Origin of the sequence: Kitasatospora sp. NBC_01287 (assembly GCF_026340565.1) — a bacterium.
Classification (GTDB): Bacteria; Actinomycetota; Actinomycetes; order Streptomycetales; family Streptomycetaceae; genus Kitasatospora.
Window position 1 is genome coordinate 7,961,123 of sequence record NZ_JAPEPB010000001.1, and the last position, 23,242, is coordinate 7,984,364.

The 23,242-nt window shown below is 77.9% G+C and carries 3 protein-coding genes; all 3 read right to left on the reverse strand.

The genetic code is table 11. The features are described 5' to 3' along the window. Positions 1 to 50: 50 nt before the first annotated feature. A complete protein-coding gene (locus OG455_RS34065; protein WP_266300146.1) occupies positions 51 to 9,311 on the reverse strand; it encodes a type I polyketide synthase in 9,261 nt (3,086 codons plus the stop codon). Then, entirely contained in the window at positions 9,304 to 14,358 is a 5,055-nt protein-coding gene (locus OG455_RS34070) for a type I polyketide synthase (RefSeq protein ID WP_266300147.1), read from the reverse strand. The genes OG455_RS34065 and OG455_RS34070 overlap by 8 nt, the downstream gene beginning before the upstream one ends. 65 nt (positions 14,359 to 14,423) lie before the next feature. Continuing rightward, positions 14,424 to 23,186 (reverse strand): type I polyketide synthase, encoded by an 8,763-nt coding sequence (locus OG455_RS34075; protein ID WP_266300148.1) that lies wholly within the window; start codon positions 23,184 to 23,186, stop codon positions 14,424 to 14,426. Positions 23,187 to 23,242 lie beyond the last annotated feature (56 nt).

A 23,242-nucleotide genomic window follows, 5' to 3' on the forward strand; every position in this document is an offset into this window, starting at 1 on the left:
TCCGTTGGGTCTGTCCGTCGTTGTCTCCGCCGATGCGGCTGCCGGGTCGCTCACGGCCTGCGGCGGCGGGCCGCCGCCGCCCGCACTCCGGAGCGGCGCAACTCGCCCCGCGCCCCGGTGTCCTGCTCCTCCCGCGGGCCGGCCTCGTCGACGATCTTGGCGAGCGCCGCCACGGTCGGGGCCTCGTGGATGATGTGCGGCGGCAGCTGCGCGTCCGGGAAGGCGCGGCGCAGTGCGGCCAGCAGGTTGATGCTGAGCAGCGAAGTGCCGCCCAGTTCGAAGAAGTTGTCGACGACGCCGACCCGCTCCAGGCGCAGCGAGGCGCACCACGCCTCGGCGATCGCCTCCTGGGTGCTCCCGCTCGGCTCCTGGTACGGGGTGAGCAGCTCGGGGCGCGGGTGCCGGTCGGCGCCGGCCCCGGCGCCCGCCGAGGGGTTGGCCGCCGAGGTCACCGCGTCGACGGTGAAGCGGCCGGCGATCTCCACCACGGCCGGCAGGTCCTGGGTGGAGACGACCACATGGGACTCGCCCGAGGCGATGGCCCGCAGCAGCGTGCGCCAGCCCGGCTCGAAGCCGATGCCGAACCGCGCCCGGTGCTCGCGGAAGAAGGACCGGATGCTCTCCTCGTACCCGGCCAGGCCCTCGTCCCAGGCGTTCCAGGTCCACTCGCCCCAGGCCACCGACAGCACCCGGCGGCCCGGCGCGCTGTGCCGGGCGGCATAGGCGTCGAGGTAGGCGTTGCCCGCGCAGTAGTCGACCTGGCCGGGGCCGCCGCCGGTGACCGAGGTGATGGAGGAGAAGAGCACCAGGAAGTCCGGCGCGATCTCGTCCGCCTCGCCGGTGCGCAGCGCCTCGGCGATCGCCAGGGTGCCGGCGATCTTCGGCGCGAGCACCAGGTCGGCGTCACCCGGCTGCTTGAACTGCATCAGCCCGGTGCCCGGCACGCCCGCGGTGTGCAGCACCCCGTGCAGCGCGCCGAAGCGCTCCAGCGCCAGCTCCACCGCGCGCCGCAGGTCGCCCGCGTCGGCGACGTCGCCGACCACGATCTCGACCTGCCCGCCCGCCTCGACGATCTCCAGCACCCGGGTGACCCGGGCGCGGATCCGCTCCTCGGCCCGCTCGGTGCCCGCCGCGATCGCCGCCCACCGCTCCCGCGGCGGCAGCCCCTGGCGGCCGAAGAGCACCAGGCGGGCGCCGCAGTCGCGGGCCAGGCGCTCGGCCATCGCCAGCCCCAGGCCCCCCAGCCCGCCGGTGATCAGGTAGACGCCGCCCTCGCGCAGCACCGCGGCGGTCCGCTCCGGCGCGGCCGGCGGCACCACGTCGTAGCCGCACACCCAGCGCCGGCCGGCGCGCAGCGCGACCTTCCGCTCGCTCGCCGGGCGCAGCAGCTCGGCGGCCACCTCGGCGGCCACCGGGTCGGGGTCGACGTCGATCAACCGCGCGCCGACCGAGGCGTACTCCATCGGGACGACCAGCGCGGGGCCGATCAGCGTCGCGGCGTCCGGCCGGGCCTCGCCGTCGTGCAGCACCCGCTGCGCGCCGGTGGTCACGATGTCCAGCGACCAGTCCTCCAGGCCCAGTTCGCCGGCGGCCCGGGCCAGCGCGGTCAGCGTGTGCAGGCCCAGCGCCAGGGTTGTCGCGGTGCTGCCCGGCTCCTCGCCCAGGGTCCACAGGTGGACCACCCGGTCCAGGCGCAGGCCCTCCGCGCGCAGCACGCGCAGCAGCGCCGCGGCGTCCTGCGGGTTCCCGGGGCGGATCGTGCAGCCGTCCTCGGTGCGCCGGTAGCCCTCGCCCGGCCGGACCACGGTCAGCGGCACACCGCTCGGCGCGATCGCCTCGCGCAGCGCCGCCAGCACCCGGTCGGCCGCGCCGTCGGCGGCGAACACCAGCCAGGAGGACGGCGTCCGCTCCTCGGCCGGACCGGCGGCGGCCTGGCGCCAGGCCGGCAGGTGGATCCACCGCTCCTCCGGCAGCAGCGGGATCCGGTCGAACTGCTCCAGCGCGCCACCCGGTCCGGCGGGCAGCTCCGCCGCGCCCGCGCCGGTGCTCGCGCCCGGTGCTCCGGCGGCGGTGCGCTCGGTGCGCTCGATCCAGTACCGCTGGCGCTGGAACGGATAGGTGGGCAGCGGTATGCGGCCCGGCGCGGCGCCGGTGTCCAGCACGACGCCGTCGCGGCGCTGGTCGGGCTCGACAGCGGCGGGCTGGACAGCGGCGTGCTGGTCCCGGCCGTGGTGGGCGGTCCAGTCGACGTCGACGCCGAGCAGCCAGAGCCGGGCGAGGCACTCGGTGAGCACCGCGTCGTCGGGCCGCGGGTCGCCCGCGCCGGGCAGCGTCGCGGTGATCATCGGCCAGCGCCGCGGCGGGCAGCCGGCGCCGCGCAGCAGCGCGCCGAGCGACTGGCCAGGGCCGATCTCCACCACGGCGAGCTGCTCGTCGGCCAGCAGCGCCGCCGCGGCCCGCTCGAACTGCACGGGGCTGCACATGTGCTGGGCCCAGTAGGCCGGGTCGCGCACCAGCTCGGCGTCCACCGGGGCTCCGGTGACGTTGGAGAGGTAGGGCAGCGTCGGCGCGCCGAGGCGGATGTTGCGGCTGATCCAGTCGGTGAGTTCACCGGCCAGCGGCGCCAGCATCCGGGAATGGAACGCGTGGCTGGTCCGCAGCGGCCGACAGGCGATGCCCGCCGCGCGCAGCTCGGCGGCCAGGGCGTCGAGCGCCGCCCCGGGGCCCGCGACCACGACCGTCTCCGGACCGTTGACCGCCGCGATGTCCAGGCCGCGCGCTTCGAGGCCGAAGCGCTCGCTCAGCCGCGCCGCCGGGAGCTGGACGGCGGCCATCGCGCCCGGCTCGGCGGTGGCGATCAGCCGGGCGCGGTGCACGACCAGGGCGAGCGCGTCGTCCAGCGAGAGCACACCGGACAGGCAGGCCGCCACGTACTCGCCGAGGCTGTAGCCCAGCATCATCGAGGGGCGGACGCCCCACCTCAGCAGGGTGGCGGCCAGCGCGTAGTCGACCGCGAAGAGCAGTGGCTGGACGATCTCGGTGCGCTGCAGCGCGTCCGCGCGGCCGTCCGCACCGCTGCCGGCACCGCCGTCCGCCGCCGTGGCCCGGCCCAGCAGCGCCGCCAGGTCGGGGCCGCCGCCGCGCTCGCCGGTGAGCAGGTCGCGCAGCCCGGCCGGGCCGGCCATGTTGTCGGCGCCGTCCAGGCCGTCCAGGCCGTCCAGGCCGTCCAGGTCGGCGGTCAGCTCGGCCAGCTTGGCCAGGCACGCGTCCAGCTCGGCCCGGAACACCGGCTCGCGCCGGTGGAGTTCGCCGACCATCCCGGGGTACTGCTCGCCGACCCCGGTGAACAGGAAGGCCACCGGCCTGCCCTGGACGGCCTCGACGCGCCCGGCCGGCGGCGCCGCGCCCACCGCGCCGGTCAGCGTCGCGACCGCGCCCGCGAGGTCGGCGGCCACGGTGACACTGCGGTGCTCGAAGGTCCTGCGTCCCACCTGGAGCGTGTACGCGGCGTCGGCGAGCCGGGTGCCCGGCCGCTCCCGCAGGTGCTCGCCGAGCTGCCGGACGGCCTCCTCCAGGGCCTGCGCGCCGCGTGCCGAGACCGGCAGCAGCTGGTACCTGCGCGCGGTCCGCGCGTCGCCGGCCGGCGGCTCGGGGCGCCGCGGCGGCTCCTGGACGACCACGTGCACGTTGGTGCCGCCCATGCCCAGCGAGTTGAGGCCGGCGATCCGCGGCCGCCGCGGCGAGGCGGGCCAGGGGGTGAGCTCGGCATTGACGTAGAAGGGGCTGTGCGCGAAGTCGATCTGCGGGTTGGGGCTGGTGAAGTGCAGCGTCGGCGGGATCAGCCCCTCCCGCAGCACCAGCGAGGTCTTGATCAGGCCCGCCGTGCCGGCCGCCCGGTCCAGGTGGCCCACGTTGGTCTTCACCGAGCCGATCGGGCAGTACTGGTCCCGCCCGGTCGGGCCGAAGGCGCGGGTCAGCGCGGCCACCTCGATCGGGTCGCCCAGCTCGGTGCCGGTCCCGTGTGCCTCGACGTAGCCGATGTCGGTGGCGGCGACCCGGGCGTCGGCCATCGCGTCGGCGATCACGGCGGCCTGGCCCACCACGCTCGGCGCGGTGTAGCCGACCTTGAGCGCGCCGTCGTTGTTCAGCGCCGAGCCGCGGATCACCGACCAGATGTGGTCGCCGTCCCGCAGCGCGTCGCCCAGCCGCTTGAGCACGACCACGGTGGCGCCGTCGCCGAACATGCTGCCGCGCGCCCCGGCGTCGAAGGCGCGCACGTGCCCGTCGGGCGACTCCATGCCGCCGGGGGTGTGCAGGTGCCCGATCCGGTCCGGCACCCGGACCGAGACGCCCCCGGCGAGCGCCATCTCGCAGTCGCCCGCGCGCAGGGAGCGCACGGCGGTGTGCACGGCGACCAGCGAGGTGGAGCAGAACGTCTGCACCGCCACGCTCGGGCCGCGCAGGTCGAAGAGGTAGGAGACGGTGGTGGTGAGCGCGTCCTTGTCGTTGCCCATCACCAGCTCGTACATGCTGACGTCCTGGTCGCCGGCGAACCGGTCCATCATGCCGAGCAGGTAGGTGCTGAGGTTGGAGCCGCCGAACACCCCGACCCGGCCGCGGTGTTCGGGCCGGGCATAGCCGGACTGCTCCAGCGCCTCCCAGCAGACCTCCAGGAAGAGCCGCTGCTGGGGGTCGGTCAGCGCGGCCATCCGGGGGCTGAGCCCGAAGAACGCGGCGTCGAAGCCGGCGATCTCGTCCAGCACCGGACGGGCGGGGACGTACGAGGGGTCGTGCACGGTCAGCGGGTCGACGCCGGCCGCGATCAGCTCCTCGGGGGAGAAGAAGCTGATCGACTCCACCCCGTCGCACAGGTTGCGCCAGAACCGGCCCACGTCGCCCGCGCCGGGGAACCGGCCCGCCATGCCGACGACCGCGATGTGCCGGTCGAGGTCCGCGTCGGCCACCGCGACCGGGGCGGCGGGCGTCGGCGCGGGCAGCCGCATGGGGGGTGCCGTGAGCACGGGCGCGAGCACGGGTGTGGGCACGGGTGTGGGCACGGGTGTGGGCACGGGTGTGGGCACGGGCGCGGGAGCCGCCGCGGCGCCCGGGCGGTCCAGGCGGGCGGCCAGGGCGTGCACGGTGGGCATCTCGAACAGCGACACTGTCGGGATCGCCACCCCGAACCGCTCCTTGACCAGCGCGAGCATCTGCAGCGCGAGCAGCGAATTGCCGCTCAGGTCGAAGAAGTTGTCCCGGGTGCCGACCGGTTCGACGCCGAGCACCGAGGACCACACCTCGGCCAGCCCGCGCTCGGTGGCGGTCAGCGGGGGAGCGTAGGGCTGCGGCAGGTCGGGCCTGGGGAAGCGCCGCGCGGCGCCGGCGGCCGTCGCCGGGCCGGCCGCGCCGCGCGGGGCGGGCAGCCGGTCGGCCAGCCCGCCCGCCGCGACCACGACCGCGGGCAGGCCGGCGGCGAGCACCTGGTCGAAGGCGGCCAGTGCCTGCTCCTCGCTCATGGCGTGCGCGGCCATCGAGGCGCCGATCCGGCCCCCCAACCGCTCAAGCGTGCCCGGCCAGGTGTCCCAGGCGGCGGCCAGCCACCGGGTGCCGAGCGGGTCCCGACCCCGCGCCAGGGCGGTCAGCGCCGCGTTGGCCGCCGCGTAGCCGCCGAAGGTCACGCCGCCGAGCAGCGCCGAGGTCGAGGAGAACAGCACGCACCAGTGCGGCGCCCGCCCCGCGGGCAGCGCGTCCAGCACCGAGGCGAGCACCCGGGCGCCGCCGACCTTGGCCCCGAAGTGGCGGGCGGCGGCGGCCTCGTCCGTGGCGGAGAGCGGCGCGAAGGTGTCCGGTCCCGAGTCCGCGGCGGCGTGCACCACGCCGTCGATCCGCTCGCCGGTGAAGAGCTCGCGCATGGCGACCGGGTCGGTCACGTCGACGCGCGGGGTCAGCACCTCGGCGCCCGCCGCGCGCAGCCGGGCGAGGGCGGCGTGGCGCGGGTGCGCCGGGTCCTCGGGCAGCGCGCCGCGGCCGGTCAGCACGAGCCGCGCCGCCCCGCGCCGGGCCAGGTGCTCCGCCACCAGCAGGCCGCCGCCGCCGAGGCCACCGGTGATCAGGTAGCTGCCGCCGGTGCGGACGGCGGCGACCGGCGCCACCGGGGCCGGGACCGGTTCGTAGCCGGGCAGCAGCCGCCGGCCCGCCCGGTGGGCGACCAGCACCGCGCCGTCCGTGCGGTCCAGCTCGGCCGCCAGTGCCTGGGCCGAGTCGAGCACGCCGTACCCGGGGTCGAGGTCGACGCCCCGGCTCCGAAGGTTCAGGTACTCCTGATCGGCCACCACGGGCAGCGCCGCGACGGCCGCCTGGGCGGCGCGGACCCGCTCGGAGCCGGCGGTGGCCTGTCCGCCGCGGGTCACCACCAGGACCCGGACGGCACCCGTCCCGTCGCCCGCGGCGGCGGCCAGGGCGCGCGAGACGGCGGCCACCGCCGGCGCCCCGTCGTCCTCGGCGCCCGAGCTGTCCAGCGCCGCCAGGTGGACCACGGTGGCCCCGCCCGTACGGGCCAGCTCCGTCAGGCCCTCGCCGCCGGGTGCCACGGTGACCTCGGCACCGCCGGTCCGGCGCAGCAGGTCGGCCAGCGCCTGCCCGACACCGCCCGCGTCGGGGACGATCACGTACCGGGTGGCGGGCGGCGCGTCAGGGCCGGTGTCCTCGGCCGCGTGCCAGGTCTGGGCCAGCAGGGCCACGTGCCCGGCGCCGGCCACCGGGCACGCCGCGGGCTCGACGGCCTCGACGGCCTCGACGGTCTCGACGGCCTCGACGGGCTCGGGGTCGGCCGCGCTCGGCGGGTCGATCCAGTACCGCTCCCGCTGGAACGGGTACCCGGGCAGGCCGACCCGGTGCAGCGGTCGGTCGGCCTGCCGGCCGGGCTGGTAGCCCGCCAGGTCGAGGCCCGCCCCGGCCAGCCAGAGCCGCCCCGCCGCCTCGGCCGCCGCCACGCCGGCCGGCCTCGGGTCGTCGGCGCCCGGCAGCAGCGCCACGACCTCGGACGCGTGGTCGGGTGCCGTGTGGTCGGGTGCCGCGTGGTCGGGCGTCCGGGGGGAGTCGGCGGGACCGATCACCAGCAGGACGGCCTCGTCGTCGACGGGCGCCCGCGTGGTCCCGGCGGGCGCCGGCGCGCACAGGCGCTCGGCCCAGTAGCCGGGATCCGTCGCCTGCGCGCCGGTGATCGGCTGCCCGGTCGCGCCGGAGAGGCAGGGGATGCCGGGTGCCCGCGGCGTGGTGTTGGCCGCCACCCAGGCGGTCAGCTCCGCGCGCGGCGTGGGGTCGGTCTGCCGGGCGAGGTGGGCGCGGTGGGCGAGCAGGGCGAGCGCGTCCTTCAGCGGGAGCACGCCGGACAGGCAGGCCGCGACGTACTCGCCCACGCCGTGGCCGATCAGCGCCGAGGGCTCGATGCCCCAGGAGCGCACCAGCTGGGCCAGCGCGTAGTCGACGGCGAAGGCGGCGAGGTCTGCTGACGCCTCGTGGTCCGGCAGGCCGTCAGCCGCGTCCCCGCCGGTGCTCGGGCGCAGCGGGTCGGCGCCCGGGAGCCCGTGCTGCAGGGTGCGGCACCCGTCGAGCCCGGCGCGGAAGACCGGCTCGCTCGCGGCCAGTTCGGCCGCCGCCGCGGGGTGGAGCGCGCCGCTGCCCGCGAGCAGGAAGGCGACCGGGCGGTCGGTGCCGGGCGCCACCCGGGCACAGGCGGCGCCCTCGCGCAGCAGGACCACCGCGGCCGCCGGGGAGTCGGCGACCAGCATCCGGCGGTGCCGGAAGGCCGCCCGGCCGGTCCGCAAGGTGTGGGCCACATCGGCCAGTTCGTCCCCGGAGCGCTCCAGGTGCCCGGCCAGCGCGGCGGTGGCCCCGTCCGCGGCCGCGGACGAGCGGGCCGACCAGAGCAGCAGTTCGGGTCGGTGCGTGGTGGCGGCGGGCCGCACGCGCGGCGGCGCCTCCTCGATCACCACGTGCGCGTTGGTGCCCCCGATGCCGAACGCGCTGACGCCCGCGCGCCGTGGCCGCGCACCCCGCTGCCACGGCGTCGGCTCGGTGACCACGGTCAATCCGGCGTCACCGGCGGCGAGTTGCGGATTCGGTTCGGTGAGGTTGCGGGTCGGCGGCAGCTCGCCGTGGTGCAGCGCGAGTGCCGCCTTGATCAGACCGGTCACCCCGGCGGCGCGGTCCAGGTGGCCGATGTTGGTCTTGATCGAGCCGATCCGCAGCGCCTCGCCCCGGAAGACCCTTTGCAGCGCGGCCAGTTCGGCCGCGTCGCCCAGCGCGGTGCCGGTGCCGTGCGCCTCGACGTAGTCGATGTCGGCCGGGGCCAGCCCGGCGGCGGCCAGTGCCTCCGCGATGACCGCGGCCTGCCCCTCGACGCCCGGCGCGGTGAAGCCGACCTTCCGGCCCGCGTCGTTGTTGATCGCCCAGCCCCGGAGCACGGCGTAGACGCGGTCGCCGTCGGCGAGCGCGTCCCGCAGGCGGCGCAGGGCCACCACACCGACGCCGCTGCCCAGCGGGGCGCCCAGCCCCGAGGCGTCGAACGCCCGGCACTCGCCGTCCGGCGGGGCGATGCCGCCCCGCTGGTAGAGGTAGCCGACCCGCTGCGGCACGGCGATCGAGACACCGCCGGCCAGCGCCAGGTCGCACTCCAGGTTCGCCAGGCTGCTCGCGGCCACGCAGACCGCCACCAGCGAGGTCGAGCAGGCGCTCTGCACGGTGAACGCCGGGCCGGACAGACCGAGCAGGTGCGCCACCCGCGTGGCCAGGGTGTCCTTCTCGTTGGCCAGGGCGAGGGCCATCGGGCCCACCTCGCGCGCGGCGCCGGCCGGGTCGAGGTTGTTGGTGAGGTAGGTGCTCCAGGCGCAGCCGCCGAAGACGCCGACGGCTCCGTCGAAGCGGGCCGGGTCGCAGCCCGCGTCCTCCAGCGCGTGCCAGCTGTGCTCCAGGAAGAGCCGGTGCTGCGGATCGAGGATCTGGGCCTCCTTGGGGTTGACCCCGAAGAATCCCGCGTCGAACCGGTCGACGCCGTCGATGACCGCGCCGGCCTTGACGTAGTCCGGGTCCGCCAGGGTCCGGCGCGGCACACCGGCCGCGAGCAGCTCCTCGTCGGTGAACCGGGTGATGCCCGAGCGGCCGGCCCTGATGGTGGCCCACAGCTCGGCCACGTCCCCGGCCCCCGGGAACCGGCCCGCCATCCCGACCAGTGCGATGTCCGTGTCAGCGATGTCCGTGCCGGAGACCTCGTCGACGATGGGCCCGGTGATGGGCCCGGTGGCGTGCTCAGTCACGGTGTCCTCGCTTCTGGGTTCCGGAGGTCTGGGTGCCGGCGGCCGGGGAGGCGGACGTCCGGGTGCCGCCCGCCCGGCGGCGCCGTTCGCCCCGGGTGGCGCCGGCGGCCAGCACGGTCGCGTCCTGCGGGCGCGCCCCGTCGGGCTCCGCGAGCGCCGCGCTGAAGGCCGCGACGGTGGGGTGGGCGAAGAGCACCGCGGGGGCGATCCGCTGGTCGAGCAGGCGCTCGATGGCGGTCACCATGGCCATACCGACCAGGGAGGTGCCGCCGAGGTCGAAGAACGGGTCGTGCACGCCCACCCGGTCGATGCCCAGGAAGTCGCCCCAGACCTCGGCGACGGTGGTCTCCAGCGAGGAGCGCGGCGCCGCGTAGTCGGTGCGCAGCGGCGGCCGGGGGAAGCGGGTCGAGCCGCTCGCACCGGCGGCCGCGTCGACCAGCTCCTCCAGGTCGGTGATCCCGCTCCACTCGCGCACGGCCTGCGGCAGCGGCTGGCGCGGCGCCACCACGCTGCCGCTCACCCCACCGCCGCCGCCCGCCGTGCCGCCGACGAGCCGCTCCAGCAGCGCGCAGCCGTCCTCGTCGGTGAAGCCGTACCGCTTGCGGTAGTCGAGCTGCTCGGCGAAGACGGTGCCGGTCAGCTCGGTCTGCCAGTCGTCGTGCTGCCACTGGCCCCAGGCGACGCTGATCACCTGGGTGTCGGGGGCGGCGGCGGCCAGCGCCGTGCCGTAGGCGTCGAGCACGCTGTTGGCCGCGCAGTAGTCACCCTCGCCGATCCCGCCCAGGACGGTGGCGATGGAGGAGTAGAGCACCAGCAGCTTCGGCCGCAGTTCGGCCGGCGTGTCCGGGCCGACCAGTTCGGCCAGCGGCCCCATCGCCAGCACCTTCGGCGCGAGCACCCGGGCCGCCCCGGCGGCCGTCTGCCGCCCCGCGAGGCCGCCGCCCGCCACGCCGGCGCAGTGCACCACCCCGTGCAGCGCGCCGAAGTGGCGCCGCGCCTGGTGCAGGGCGGCGCGCAGCTCGTCCGGCACTCCGGCGTCCGCGGTGAGCAGCAGCACCGTCGCCCCGGCGGCCTCCAGCCGCGCCACGTCGCGCAGGCTGCGCGCGGCGCGCTCGTCGGCCGCCGTGCGCCCGTCCGGCGGGCCCCCGTCCGCCGGGCGCCCGTCCCGCGCGGCGCTCAGGTCGGTGCGGCCGACCAGGGCCAGGCGGCGCACGCCGCGGCGCACCAGGTGCTCGGCCAGCGCCATGCCCAGGCCGCGGGTGCCGCCGGTGATCAGGTAGGCGCCGTCGGGGTTCCAGGCGGTCGTGCCGCTCCCGCCGTCGTTCCCGCCGTCGTTTCCGCCGCCGGGCGCAGAGGCGGGCGCGGGGGCGAGTTCCGCCCAGCCCTTCAGCAGGCGGCGCCCGCCCCGCCAGGCGATCAGCGCGGGTTCGGCCGCCGGATCGTCGTAGCTCCAGGGGCCGCGCCGTAGCTCGGCGGCCAGCGTGTCGGCCCACTCCCGCGCCCCGGCCCCCGGGTGCAGGTCGACGCCGCGCCAGCGCAGCCCGGGGTGCTCGGCGCGCACTCCGAGTGCCAGGCCGTGCACCAGCGCGCTCTCGGGCGCCGTCGCGTCGCCGCCGAGCACCTCGGCCGCACCGGCGGTGACGGTGAGCAGCCGCACCCCGTGCTCGGCGGCCACCGCGCCGAGCGCCTGGACGGTCAGCAGCAGCGTGTCGAAGCCCAGCCGCACGGCGGCCCGCAGCTCCGCGTCGGTGGCGAACGGCGCCCGGCGGCTCGCCCGCCCCAGGCTCCACAGGTGCACCACCTGCACGGGGCCCGCGGGCGCCCCGCCGAGGGCGGCGAAGACCTCGCGGTAGTGCTCGGGCAAGGCCGGGTCGATCACGAACCGATCGCCCTCGCGGCGCGGCCCGTCGCCCGCGAGCACCTCAAGCACCCGCGCGCCCGCCGCCCGCGCGAGGTCGGCCAGGCGGCTGCCGGCCCCCTCGTCGCCGCCGAGCACCACCAGCGTGCCGGTGAGCCCGGGGGCGTCGGCCGGCAGCCGGGTGAGGTCGTGCCGCCAGGCGGGTGCGTAGCCGAGGCCCTCGGCGGGCACCTGCGCGGCCCCGCTGCCGCTCCCGCTGCCGCTGCGGGCTGCCTCGCGGCGCTGCTGCTGCCGCTGCTGCCGGGGCTCGCGCTGCGGCCAGAACCGGGTCCGCTGGAACGGGTAGGCCGGCAGCTGGGTCAGCCGGGCGTCGGCGCGGCGCAGCGCGGACCAGTCGAGGGCGACGCCGAGCTCCCACAGCCGGCCGCAGCTCTCCAGCAGGGCGGTGTTCTCCTCGGGCCGGTCCTGCGCGGGCCACGGCGCGGGCAGCGTGCCGAGCACGGCCGGCCGCGCGTCGCCGGTGGTGTTCTGCCGCACCAGCCCGCCGAGCACCTGGCCCGGCCCCAGTTCGAGGTAGGCGTCGATGCCGTCCGCCTGGCAGTGGCGCACGCTCTGCGCGAAGCGCACCGGCAGGCACAGGTGCTCGGCCCAGTAGCGCGGGTCGGTGGCCTGCTCGTCCGTCAGCAGGGTGCCGGTGGCGTTCGAGACGATGCCGGTCCGGGGCGCCTGCCGGGGTACCGCGGCGACCAGCGCGGCGAGCTCGTCGCGCGCGGGCCGCAGCAGCGTCGAGTGGAAGGGGTGCGCCGAGCGCAGTTCACGGGCGGCGAGGCCGGCGGCGGCCAACCGCGCCGCCACCGCCGAGATCTCCGCCGGAGCACCGCTGAGCACCGTCATCCCCGGGCCGTTGAGGGCCGCCACGTCCACCTGGGCGGGGCAGCCGGCCAGCGCGGCCCGCAGCCGCTCCTCGCCGGCGGCGACGGCGAGCATCCGGCCGGCCGGCGCGGCCTCGATCAGCCGGGCCCGCCCGATCACCAGCCCGAGCGCGTCCGGCAGGGTGAAGACGCCGGCCAGGCAGGCCGCGACGTACTCGCCCAGGCTGTAGCCGACCAGCAGGTCCGGGGTGATGCCGCGGTGGGCGAGCAGCCCGGCCAGCGCGTACTGGACGGTGAAGAGGAACGGGTGGGCGGTCTCGGCGTGCTCCAGCGGGTCGTCGCCCGGCGCGGGGGAGCCGTCGGCGCGGCCGAAGAAGCCCGGCGCGGCGCCCTGGGCCGTGGGCGGGTCGGCGAAGAGCGCCGGGCGCAGGTCGACGCCGCAGCGCTCGGCCGCCAGCGCCACGCACTCGTCCACCGCCGCCGCGAATACCGGCTCCGCGCGGTACAGCGCGCGGCCCAGGCCCCGGTACTGGTCGCCGACACCGGGCAGCAGGAAGGCCACCCGGGGCCGTTCCGGCAGCCGCCGGCCACCGGCCGCGCCGCTCGCCCCGACGCCCGCCGCGTCGAGGGCAGCCCCGGCCGCGGTGAGCCTGGCCACCGCGTCGGCGGTGTCGGTGGCGACCACCGCGCGGCGCCAGGCGTGCTCCGCGCGCCCGGTCCGCAGGGTGTGGGCCACGTCCGCGAGGTCCGCCGGCCCGATCGCCGCGGCCAGCCGGGAGAGTTGGGCGCCCAGCGCGGCGGGGCCGGCGGCGGAGACCGGCAGCAGCTCGGGCACGGTCACGCCCCCCGCCCCCGTCGTCTCAGGAGTCTCGCGCGGCGCGGCGGGCGGTGCCGCCTGCAGCACCAGGTGCGCGTTCGTCCCCGACCAGCCGAACGAGCTCACCCCGGCGATCGGGGGCCGGCCGCCTGCCGCCAGCGGCGTGAGCGCGGTCGCGGGACGGACGGCGCCGCCGGCCACCACCGCCTCGGCGGGGTCGTCCATGTGCAGGTTGGGCGGGACCGCGCCGCGCTCCAGCACCAGCACGGTCTTGATCAGCCCCGCGATGCCCGCCGCCGTGTGGGTGTGGCCGATGTTGGTCTTCACCGCGCCGACGTGCAGCGGCTGTTCGGCCGAGCGGTGGCCGAACACGTCGCCCAGGGCGCCCAGTTCGATCTCGTCACCGAGCGGGGTGCCCGAGCCGTGCGCCTCCAGGAAGGACACCTCGTCGGGCGAGGTCCTGGCGGCCGCCAGCGCCTGCCGGATGACCCGCGCCTGGGCGTCGCGGTTGGGTGCGGTCAGGCCGTTGCTGCGGCCGTCCTGGTTGACCGCGGAGCCGCGGATCACGGCGCGCACCCGGTGCCCGTCCCGCAGCGCGTCGGAGAGCCGGGCCAGCATCACCAGGCCGCCGCCCTCGCCCATCAGGTAGCCGTCGGCACCGCGGTCGAAGGTGTGGCAGCGGTTGGTGGGGGAGAGCAGCGAGGTCGCGCAGCTGTAGACGTAGAGGAACCGGTGCAGGGCCAGGTAGCCGCCGCCGGCCAGCGCGTAGTCGCACTCGCCGCCGCGCAGCGCCCGCACGGCCAGGTGCGTGGCGACCAGCGAGGAGGAGCAGGCGGTGTCCAGCGACAGCGTCGGACCCCGCAGGTCGAAGTGGTAGGCGAGGCGGCCCGCGACGACGCTGGCCAGGGTGCCCTGGCCCATGAGCGGGTCGGCGTAGACGTCCGTGCCGTACTGCTCCGCCGCCACCTGCCCGTACTGGAAGGCGTCGGAGAAGCCGAGCAGCACGCCGGTCCGGCTGCCGGCCAGGCTCGGCGGCGGGGTCCCGGCGTCCTCCATGGCCTCCCAGGCCAGCTCCATCAGCAGCCGCTGCTGCGGGTCCATCCGCAGCGCCTCACGCGCGGGGAAGCCGAAGAACTCGGCGTCCCAGCCCGCGACCTCGGGCAGGAAGGCGCCCTGGCGCGGGGTGAAGAGCGTGGTGCTCCCGGCGCCGGCGCCCCCGGTGGCGGTGCTCCCGGCGCCGGCGCCCGCCGCGTCCTCGGACCGCCGGGGGTCGGGGTCGAACCGACCGGGCGGCACGTCCCCGACCGGGGCGGCGCGCCCCTCGCGCAGCAGGTCCCAGTACGCGTCCACGCCCTCCGCGCCGGGGAACCGGCAGGCCATGCCGATGACGGCGATCGGCTCGTGGTCCCGGGCGTCCGCCTCGGCGAGCCGGCGGCGCGCGCCCGCCAGTTCGACCGTCGCCCGCTGGAGATACTCGCGAAGCCTGTCCTCGCCCGCCATTGGTGACCCCATTCCAGCTGTCCGTTTCCCGATGTCCGTCAGCGCCGCGCCAGGTGGGCGGCGGGTCAGCCCCGCGCGTCGATGAACGCGAAGATCTCTTCGTCCGAGCCGAGGGCCGGCTCGGCGCTCGGCCCCGGACCGCTCAGCCCCTGGCTGCTCAGCCCCTGGCCGTCCGGTGTCCCGCCGCCCGGTGCCGGGTCCAGGCGCCGCAGCGCGTCGTGCAGGGCGGCCGCGATCCGCTCCCGTTCGGCCGGATCCGCCTCTGCCAGGCGCGGCGCGAGCCGCTCCAGCGCCTCCCGCAGCAGCCGCTCGGCGGACGGCCCGGCCGGCAGCAGCTCGCCCAGCAGGTGGGCGGCCAGCGCGGTGACCGTCGGATGGTTGAAGACCAGCGAGGCGGGCAGCCGCAGCCCGGTCTCGGTGCTGAGCCGGTTGCGCAGCCCCACCGAGGTCAGCGAGTCGAGCCCCAGGTCGCGGAACGGCCGGTCGGGCTCGATGGCGTCCGCCGTGCGGTGGCCCAGCGCGTGGGCCAGCTGGTCGCGGACGAGTGCGAGGACCGCCTCCGCCGCCTCGGCCTGGCCCAGCAGGGCCAGCCGCTCGGCGAAGCCGCCCGGCGCCTGGTCCGCGCCGGTGCCGCGCGCACCCGCCGTGCCGCTCGCAGCCGTGCCGCTCGCAGCCGTGCCCGCCCGGCGCCGGGCGGGCACCAGGCCGCGCAGCACCGCCGGCACCTGCTCGCCGGCCTCGGCCCGCTCGCGCAGGGCGGCCGTGTCCCAGCGGGCGGCCACCGGCCGCGCGTCGCCGTCCTGGCCGCGCAGCGCCGCGTCGAACAGGTCGAGGCCGTGCGCCGCCGGGAACGGCAGCACCCCGGAGGCGGCCAGCCTGGCCCTGTCGGTCCCGGTCAGGCCCGCGGTCATCCCGGTCGGCAGCGACCACAGGCCCCACGCGATGGAGAGCGCGGGCAGACCCAGCGCCCGCCGGTGCTCGGCCAGCGCGTCCAGGAACGCGTTGGCCGCCGCGTAGTTGCCCTGGCCCGCGGTGCCGAGCACCCCCGCGATCGAGGAGAAGAGCACGAAGGCGCGCAGCGGCAGCCCGGCGGTCAGCTCGTGCAGCAGCCAGCCGGCGTCGACCTTGGGCCGCAGCACCGTGTCCAGCCGCCGCGCGGTCAGCCCCGTCACGGCCGCGTCGTCCAGTACCCCGGCCGCGTGCACCACGCCGACGAGCGGGCGGTGCGGCGGTACGGACGCCAGCAGCGCCGTCAGCTCCGCGCGGTCGGCGAGGTCGCACGCGGCGATCCGCACCGAGGCGCCCAGCTCCGCCAGCCGGCGCACCAGTTCCTGGGCGCCGGGGGCGGCCGGGCCGGTGCGGGAGACGAGCAGCAGGTCACGGGCGCCGTGCCGCTCGACCAGCCGGGCCGCCACCAGCGCGCCCAGGCCCCCGGTGCCGCCGGTGACCAGGACCGTGCCGCCGCCCAGCTCCACCGCCGCTCCCGGTGCTCCCGCCGCTCCCGGTGCTCCTGGTGAGTCCGCCGCGTCCGGGCCCGCCGGGCGGCGGGCCAGCCGGGGCAGCAGCAGCCGGCCCTCGCGCACCGCGCACTGCGGCTCGCCGGCCTCGACGGCGCCCGCCAGCAGGGCCGCCGCGCCGGGGTCGGCGGAGCCGGGGTCGGCGAGCGCGAACCGGCCTGGGTGCTCGGTGGCGGCCGAGCGCACCAGGCCCCAGAGCGCGGCGCCGGTCAGTGAGCGGTGGTCGGCCAGGAAGACCAGCCGCGAGCCGTCGAAGCGGTCCTCGCCCGCCCAGCGCCGGATCAGCTCCAGCGCCTCCTGGAGGTCCGCCCGCACGGCGGCCCGGGGATCGCCGCTCCCGGCGGCCCAGGACGGGAACGGCACCGCGACCACCGGCGGCACCGGGCTGGGCAGCGAGGCCAGGTCGGCGCAGCGCACCGGGTCGAGGCCGTCCGTCCGCAGCGCCTCCAGGGCCGCCTTCGCGGCGGGGCCGGTGCCCAGCACGGTCCAGCCGGGCGCGGGCCGCGACCCGGTGGCGGGCGTGCCGGGCGCGGCCCGCACCCAGTCGAGCTGGTGCAGCTCGGCCGCCGCGCCACCGGGCAGGCCCATGCCACCGGGCAGGCCGGCACCACCGGGCAGGCCGGCACCATCGGGCAGGCCGGCGGGGGCCGGGCGCAGGGTGAGCGCCTCGATGCCGCCGATCGCGGCCCCGGTGGCGTCGTGCAGCGAGAGGGCCGCGCCGCCGTCCCCCGAGCGGGTCAGCCGCACCCGCAGGCGGTCGGCGCCGTGCCCGGTCAGCCACACCCCGGAGAAGGAGAACGGCAGCAGCGGCCCGGCCTGCCCGGGCTCCGCGCCCGGTTCGAGCACCAGCAGGTGCAGCGCGGCGTCCAGCAGCGCGGGGTGCACGGCGAACGCGTCGGCCCCGGCGGCGAGCGGCTCGGGCAGCCGCACCTCGGCGTACAGGTCCGCCCCGTCCCGCCAGGCGGCGGCCAGGCCCTGGAAGCCAGGGCCGTACTCGTAGCCCAGCTCGGCCAGGCGCCGGTAGCCGTCGGCCAGGTCGATCGCCGTGCGGCCCGCCGGGGGCCAGGGCGCGATCCGCTCGGCGGCGGCCCCCTCCCGCACGCCGAGCACGCCCTCGGCGTGCCGCGTCCACGGCGCCGAGACGTCACCGTCGGGTCGGGAGAGGACGGCCAGGGTGCGCCGCCCCCGCTCGTCGGCGCCGCCGACCTCGGCCTGCAGCTGCACCGCGCCCGCGGTCGGCAGCACCAGCGGCGCGTGCAGGGTCAGGTCCTCGACCAGGTCGGCCCCGGTCGCGGCGGCGGCCCGCAGCGCGATCTCCACGAACGCGGTGCCGGGCAGCAGCACGCTCCCGCGCACCGCGTGGTCGAGGAGCCAGGGCGCGCTGCGGCGCGACAGCCGCCCGGTCAGCAGCAGGCCGCCGCTGGTGGCCACCGGCACCGCGGCCGCCAGCAGCGGGTGCCCCAGCGGGCTGACGGGGGCGCCGACCTCCGCGCCGTCCAGCCAGTACCGCTGCCGGTCGAACGGGTACGTCGGCAGGTCCAGCGGGTGTGCCGCCGGGTGTGCCACCGGGCCGAGCACCCGCGTCCACGCCACCGGCGCGCCCTGGACGAAGGCGGCGGCGAGCGCGGTGGCGAACTGGTGCGGGCCGCCCTGGCCGCGCCGCAGGGTGCCGACGGCGCCGCCCTCGATGCCCGCGTCGGCGAGGATGTCCTGCACCGCGCCCGCCAGGATCGGGTGCGGGCTCACCTCGACGAACAGCGGTCGCCCGCCGGGCTCCTGGCCGCCGAACGCCCTGATCGCGGCGTCGAACCCGACCGGCTCGGCCAGGTTGCGGTACCAGTACTCGGCGGTCAGCGCCGAGCCGGGGGCGAAGCCGCCCAGGCACGAGGAGCAGAACCCGGTGCCGGTGTCCACCGGCGCCAAGGCGCCCAGCAGCGAGAGCAGTTCCTCGCGCACCGGTGCCACGTGCGGGGTGTGCGCCGCGTACGCCACCGGGGTGCGGCGCAGTTGCACCGCCTCGCCCCAGGCCGCGGTGAACTCCTCGATCGCGGCCAGCTCGCCGCCGACCACCGTGCCGGAGGGGCCGTTGTCCACCGCGATCCAGAGCCGCTCGCGCCACGGCGCCAGGCGCTCGCGCACCCAGGCGGCGGGGGCGCCGACCGCGAGCACACCGCCGGTGCCGTCCAGCGCGGCGAGCACCCGGCTGCGCAGCGCGACCACCCGCGCGGCCTCCGCCAGGGTCAGCGCGCCGGCCACCTGCGCCGCGGCGATCTCCCCCTGGGAGTGGCCGACCACCGCGGCCGGCGCCACGCCCAGCGACTGCCACCGGCGCGCGAGCGCGACCATCAGGGCGAAGAGCACCGGCTGGACGACCTCGGTCCCCTCCAGCGCCGGCGCGCCCTCGGCGCCGGTCAGCACGTCGAGCACCGACCAGCCGGTGTGCGGGGCCAGCGCCTGGGCGCACTCGCCCAGGTCGGCGGCGAACACCGGGTCCGCGGCGAGCAGTTCGGTGGCCATCCCGACCCACTGCGCGCCCTGGCCGGGGAAGACGAAGACCGGCCGGACGTCCGCGGCGGCGATGCCCTGCCGCAGGCACGGGTGGGCCGCTCCGGCGGCGAGGGCGGCCAGCGCCTCGCACAGCTCCGCGCGGTCGGCGGCGAGCACCACCGCGCGGTGGGGGAAGGCCGGGCGCAGCGCGAGGGCGGGGCCGGCCTGCGCGAGGCCGTCCTCGTCCGCCGCCAGCGCGTGGGCGCCCAGCCGCTCGGCGTGGGCCCGCAGGGCGGCGGCGGACCGGGCGGAGAGCACCCAGATCAGTGGCGGCCCGGCCAACTGCGGCCCGGCCGGCGGCGGTCCGGCCAACTGCGGTCCGGCCGGGCGCGGCGCCGCCTGCTGCGGGTCCACCTCCGGCGCGGCCTCCAGCACGACGTGCGCGTTGGTGCCGCTGATCCCGAAGCTGGAGACGGCGGCCCGGCGCGGCCTCTCGGGCGTGGCGGGCCACGGCTGCTCCCGGGTCAGCAGCCGCACCCGGCCGCCGTCCCAGTCCACCTCGGCGGTCGGCCGCGCCACGTGCAGGGTGGGCGGCAGCACGCCGTGCCGCATCGCCTGCACCATCTTGATCACCCCGGCCACCCCGGCCGCGGCCTGGGTGTGACCGATGTTCGACTTGACCGAGCCGAGCCAGAGCGGCTGCTCCGCCGACCGCTCCCGGCCGTAGGTCGCCAGCACGGCGCCCGCCTCGATCGGGTCGCCGAGCGCTGTGCCGGTGCCGTGCGCCTCCAACGCGTCCACGTCGGCGCCGCGCAGGCCCGCGTCGGCCAGCGCCTGCTGGATCACCTGCTGCTGGGCCAGGCCGTTCGGCGCGGTCAGGCCGTTGCTGGCGCCGTCGGAGTTGACCGCCACGCCGCGCACGACCGCGAGCACCGGGTGGCCGTTGCGGCGCGCGTCGGAGAGCCGCTCCAGCAGCAGCATCCCGGCGCCCTCGGCGAAGGCGGTGCCGTCGGCCGCGGCGGAGAAGGCCTTGGCGCGGCCGTCGACGGCGAGCCCGTTCTGCCGGCTGAACTCCACCAGGTTGCCCGGGTTGGCCATCAGCGTCGCCCCGCCCGCCAGCGCGAGCGAGCACTCGCCGCGGCGCAGCGACTCGGTGGCCAGCTGGAGCGCGACCAGGGAGGAGGAGCAGGCGGTGTCGACAGTGATCGCCGGGCCCCGCAGCCCGAAGGTGTAGGCGATGCGTCCGGAGGCCACGCTGGTCGCGGTGCCGGTGAGCAGATGGCCGTCGACGACGCCGCCCGGCTGGTGCAGGCGGGGCCCGTAGTCGCCGGCCATGGCGCCGACGAAGACACCGGTCGGCGAGCCGGTCAGCCCGGTGGGGTCGATCCCGGCCCGTTCGAGGGCCTCCCAGGCGGTCTCCAGGAGCAGCCGCTGCTGCGGATCCATCGCCAGCGCCTCGCGCGGGCTCAGGCCGAAGAAGGCCGCGTCGAAGGTGTCCGCGTCGTGCACGAAGCCGCCGAAGCGGGTGGCGCAGCTGCCCGCGCGCCCGTCCCCCGGCCCGAGGAGCGCGTCCAGGTCCCAACCCCGGTTGGTGGGCAGCTCGGTGATGGCGTCGGTGCCGCTCGCCGCCACCTGCCACAGGTCCTCCGGCGAGGTGACCGCACCGGGGTAGCGGCAGCCCATCGCGATGATGACCACGGGGTCGGCGGCCGGCTCGGCCCGCGGCGCGGGGGCGCCGGCCGGGACGTCGTCGGGGTGCCCGCCGCCGCTCTTCCCGGTCAGCAGGGCGAGCAGCGCGTCCGCCAGCCGGTCGGGGCTCGGGTGGTCGAACAGCAGGGCGGTCGGCAGCCGCAGGCCGGTCAGGGCCTGGAGCCGGGCGCGCAGCTCCACGGTCGCCAGGGAGTCGAACCCGAGGTCCCGGAAGCTGCGGGAGGGGTCGAGGGCCGCGCCCTCGCGATGCCCGAGCAGGTCCGCCGCCGTGGCCGTCACCAGCTCGCGCAGCTCCTGCCGGGAGGCGCCCGGCAGTGGCCGGGGCGCCGGGGTGTCGGGCGCCGCCGGGGTGGGCGCCGGCCCGGTCGTCGCGGCCGGGGCGGTCATCGTGCCGGGGCTCGTCGCGGCGCGGGTGGCCGCGCCGTCCAGCCAGTGCCGCTCCCGCTGGAAGCGGTAGGTCGGCAGGTCGGTCAGCCGGGCCCCCGGCGCCGCGCACAGCTCCGCCCGGTCGGCGGGCGCGCCGGCGGCCCAGCTCTCCGCGAGGCTGCGCCGCAGCCGCTCGGCGCCGCCCTCGCCGCGCCGCAGCGTGCCCAGCACGGCGACCTCGCGGCCCGCGTGCTCCGCGGTCTCCTCGATGCTCCCGCCGAGCAGCGGGTGCGGGCCGCACTCGATGAAGCGCCCCGCGCCGTGCTCCAGCGCGTACCGGGTCGCGTCGGCGAAGAGCACCGGCCGGCGCAGGTTGTCGAACCAGTACGCGGCGTCGAGCGCGGCGGGATCCACCGGCCGACCGGTCACCGTGGAGATGAAGGTGCCCGCGGCCTCCCGCGGCCGGATCGGGGCGAGCGCAGCGAGCAGTTCCTCGCGCACCGCGTCCACGGCGGGTGAGTGCGAGGCGTAGGCGGCCGCGAGGACCTTGGCGCGGTGGCCGTCGGCCGTGAGCGAGGCCTGGAGCCGCGCGAGCACTTCGGCCGGGCCGGAGAGCACGGCCGCGCGGGGTCCGTTGACGACCGCGAGGGTGACCTCGGGCGCGCCGGCCAGCAGGCGCTCGACCAGGTCGAGCGGCGCGCCGACCGACAGCATGCTCCCACCGGTCCGCGAGCCGGCGATCCGGCTGCGCAGGGCCACCACCCTGGCCGCGTCGTCGAGCGTGAGCGCGCCGATCACCGTCGCGGCGGCGATCTCGCCCTGCGAGGTGCCGATGACGGTCGAGGGCTCGATGCCCCGCTCCCGCCAGACCTCGGCCAGCGCGACCATGACCGCCCAGAGCGCCGGCTGGATCACCTCGGCGCGGTCCAGGGGCGGGGCGCCGGGCCGGCCCCGCAGGACGTCGAGCGGCGAGTGGTCGAGGTGGGGTCGCAGCGCCCGCGCGCACTCGGTGAGCCGCCGGGCGAAGACCGGTGAGGTGTCGAGCAGGCCCTGCGCCATGCCCGGCCACTGGGAGCCCTGACCGGGGAAGACGAACACGTCGCCGCCGGGCACCGCCTTGCCGACCACCACGGATCCGGCGGGCCGGCCCTCCGCGAGTGCGTCCAGGCCGGCCACCAGCTCGGCCCGGTCCTCGCCGAGCACGACGGCCCGGTGCTCGAACTGCGCCCGGGTGCGGGCCAGCGAGAGCGCCACGTCGGGCGCCGGGAGCGCCGGGTGCTCGCCCAGGTGCCGGGCCAGGGCGCGGGCCTGCGCCCGCAGGGCCGGCGCGCTGCGGGCGGACAGCACCAGGGGCGGGACGCCGGCGGCTCGCGGCGCGCCGGCCGGTTCCGCCAACTGGGCCGGTTGGGCTGGTTCCGCCGGTTGGGCCGGTTGGGCTGGTTCCGCCGGTTGTGCCGGTTGGGCCGGTCGGGCCGGCTCGGTGCGCGTCGGCTCCGGTGCCTCGGCCAGCACCAGGTGGCAGTTGGTGCCGCCCACGCCGAACGAGCTCACCCCCGCGAGCAGTCTGCGGTCCGGGTCGGGCCACTCCCGCGCGGTGCGCACCACCTCCAGGTGGAGCGCGGCCAGCGGGATGTCGGGGTTCGGAGTCTCGAAGTTCAGACTGGGCGCCAGCCGGCGGTGTTCGAGGCTGAGGAGGACCTTGAGCAGCCCGGCCACCCCGGCGGCGCCCTCCAGGTGCCCGATGTTGGTCTTGATCGAGCCGACCAGCAGGGGAGCCCCGTCCGCGCGGCCGGTGCCGAGCGCCGCGCCGAGCGCGGCGGCCTCGATCGGATCTCCCACCCTGGTCCCGGTGCCGTGCAGTTCGGCGTACTGCACGTCGGCCGGGTCGATCCCGGCCGAGCGGCAGGCGAGCCGGATGACCTCGCGCTGCGCGCGCGGGCTGGGCACGGTCAGGCCGTCGTCGCCGCCGTCGTTGTTGACCGCGCCGCCGAGGATGACGCCGTGCACGCGGTCGCCGTCCGCCAGTGCGGCGGCCAGCGGCTTGAGCACCACCACGGCGCCGCCCTCGCCGCGCACGTAGCCGTTCGCCCTGCTGTCGAAGGTGTGGCAGCGGCCGTCCGGCGAGAGCGCCCCGAAGTCGCCGATGACCTCGCTGGTCCCGGCGAGCAGGTTGAGGTTGACCCCGCCGGCCAGCGCCAGGCCGGCCGTGCCGCGGCGCAGGTCCTCGCAGGCCAGGTGGACCGCCACCAGCGAGGAGGACTGGCCGCAGTCGAGGGTGAGGCTGGGGCCGCGCAGGCCGAACTGGTGCGAGACCCGGTTGGCGATCAGGCTCCGCAGCGTCCCGGTGAGGGTGTGGGGACCGGGCGCGCCGAGCCGGTCGTGCAGCAGCGTGTAGTCGCCGCCGATGGCGCCGACGTACACCCCCGCCGCCGCGCCGCGCAGGGCGGCGGGCACGATCCGGGCGTCCTCCAGCGCCTCCCAGGACAGCTCCAGGGCGAGCCGCTGCTGGGGGTCCATCGCGGCGGCCTCGTTCGGCGAGATGCCGAAGAAGTCGGCGTCGAAGCCGTCCACTTCGGTGAGGAACCCGCCGCGGCGGAAAGCGGTGGCCGCGGCGTCCGGCCAGCGGCCGGCCGGCACGTCGGTCACCGCGTCGGTGCCCGTGCGCAGCAGGTGCCACAGCTCACCGGGGTCACCGGCCTTCGGCAGTCGGCACGCCATGCCGACGACGGCGATCGGTTCCTCGACCACCGGCTTCGTATCCAGGGAAGTCAGCCCACTCACCGCCGTCGCAACAGAGCCACAGG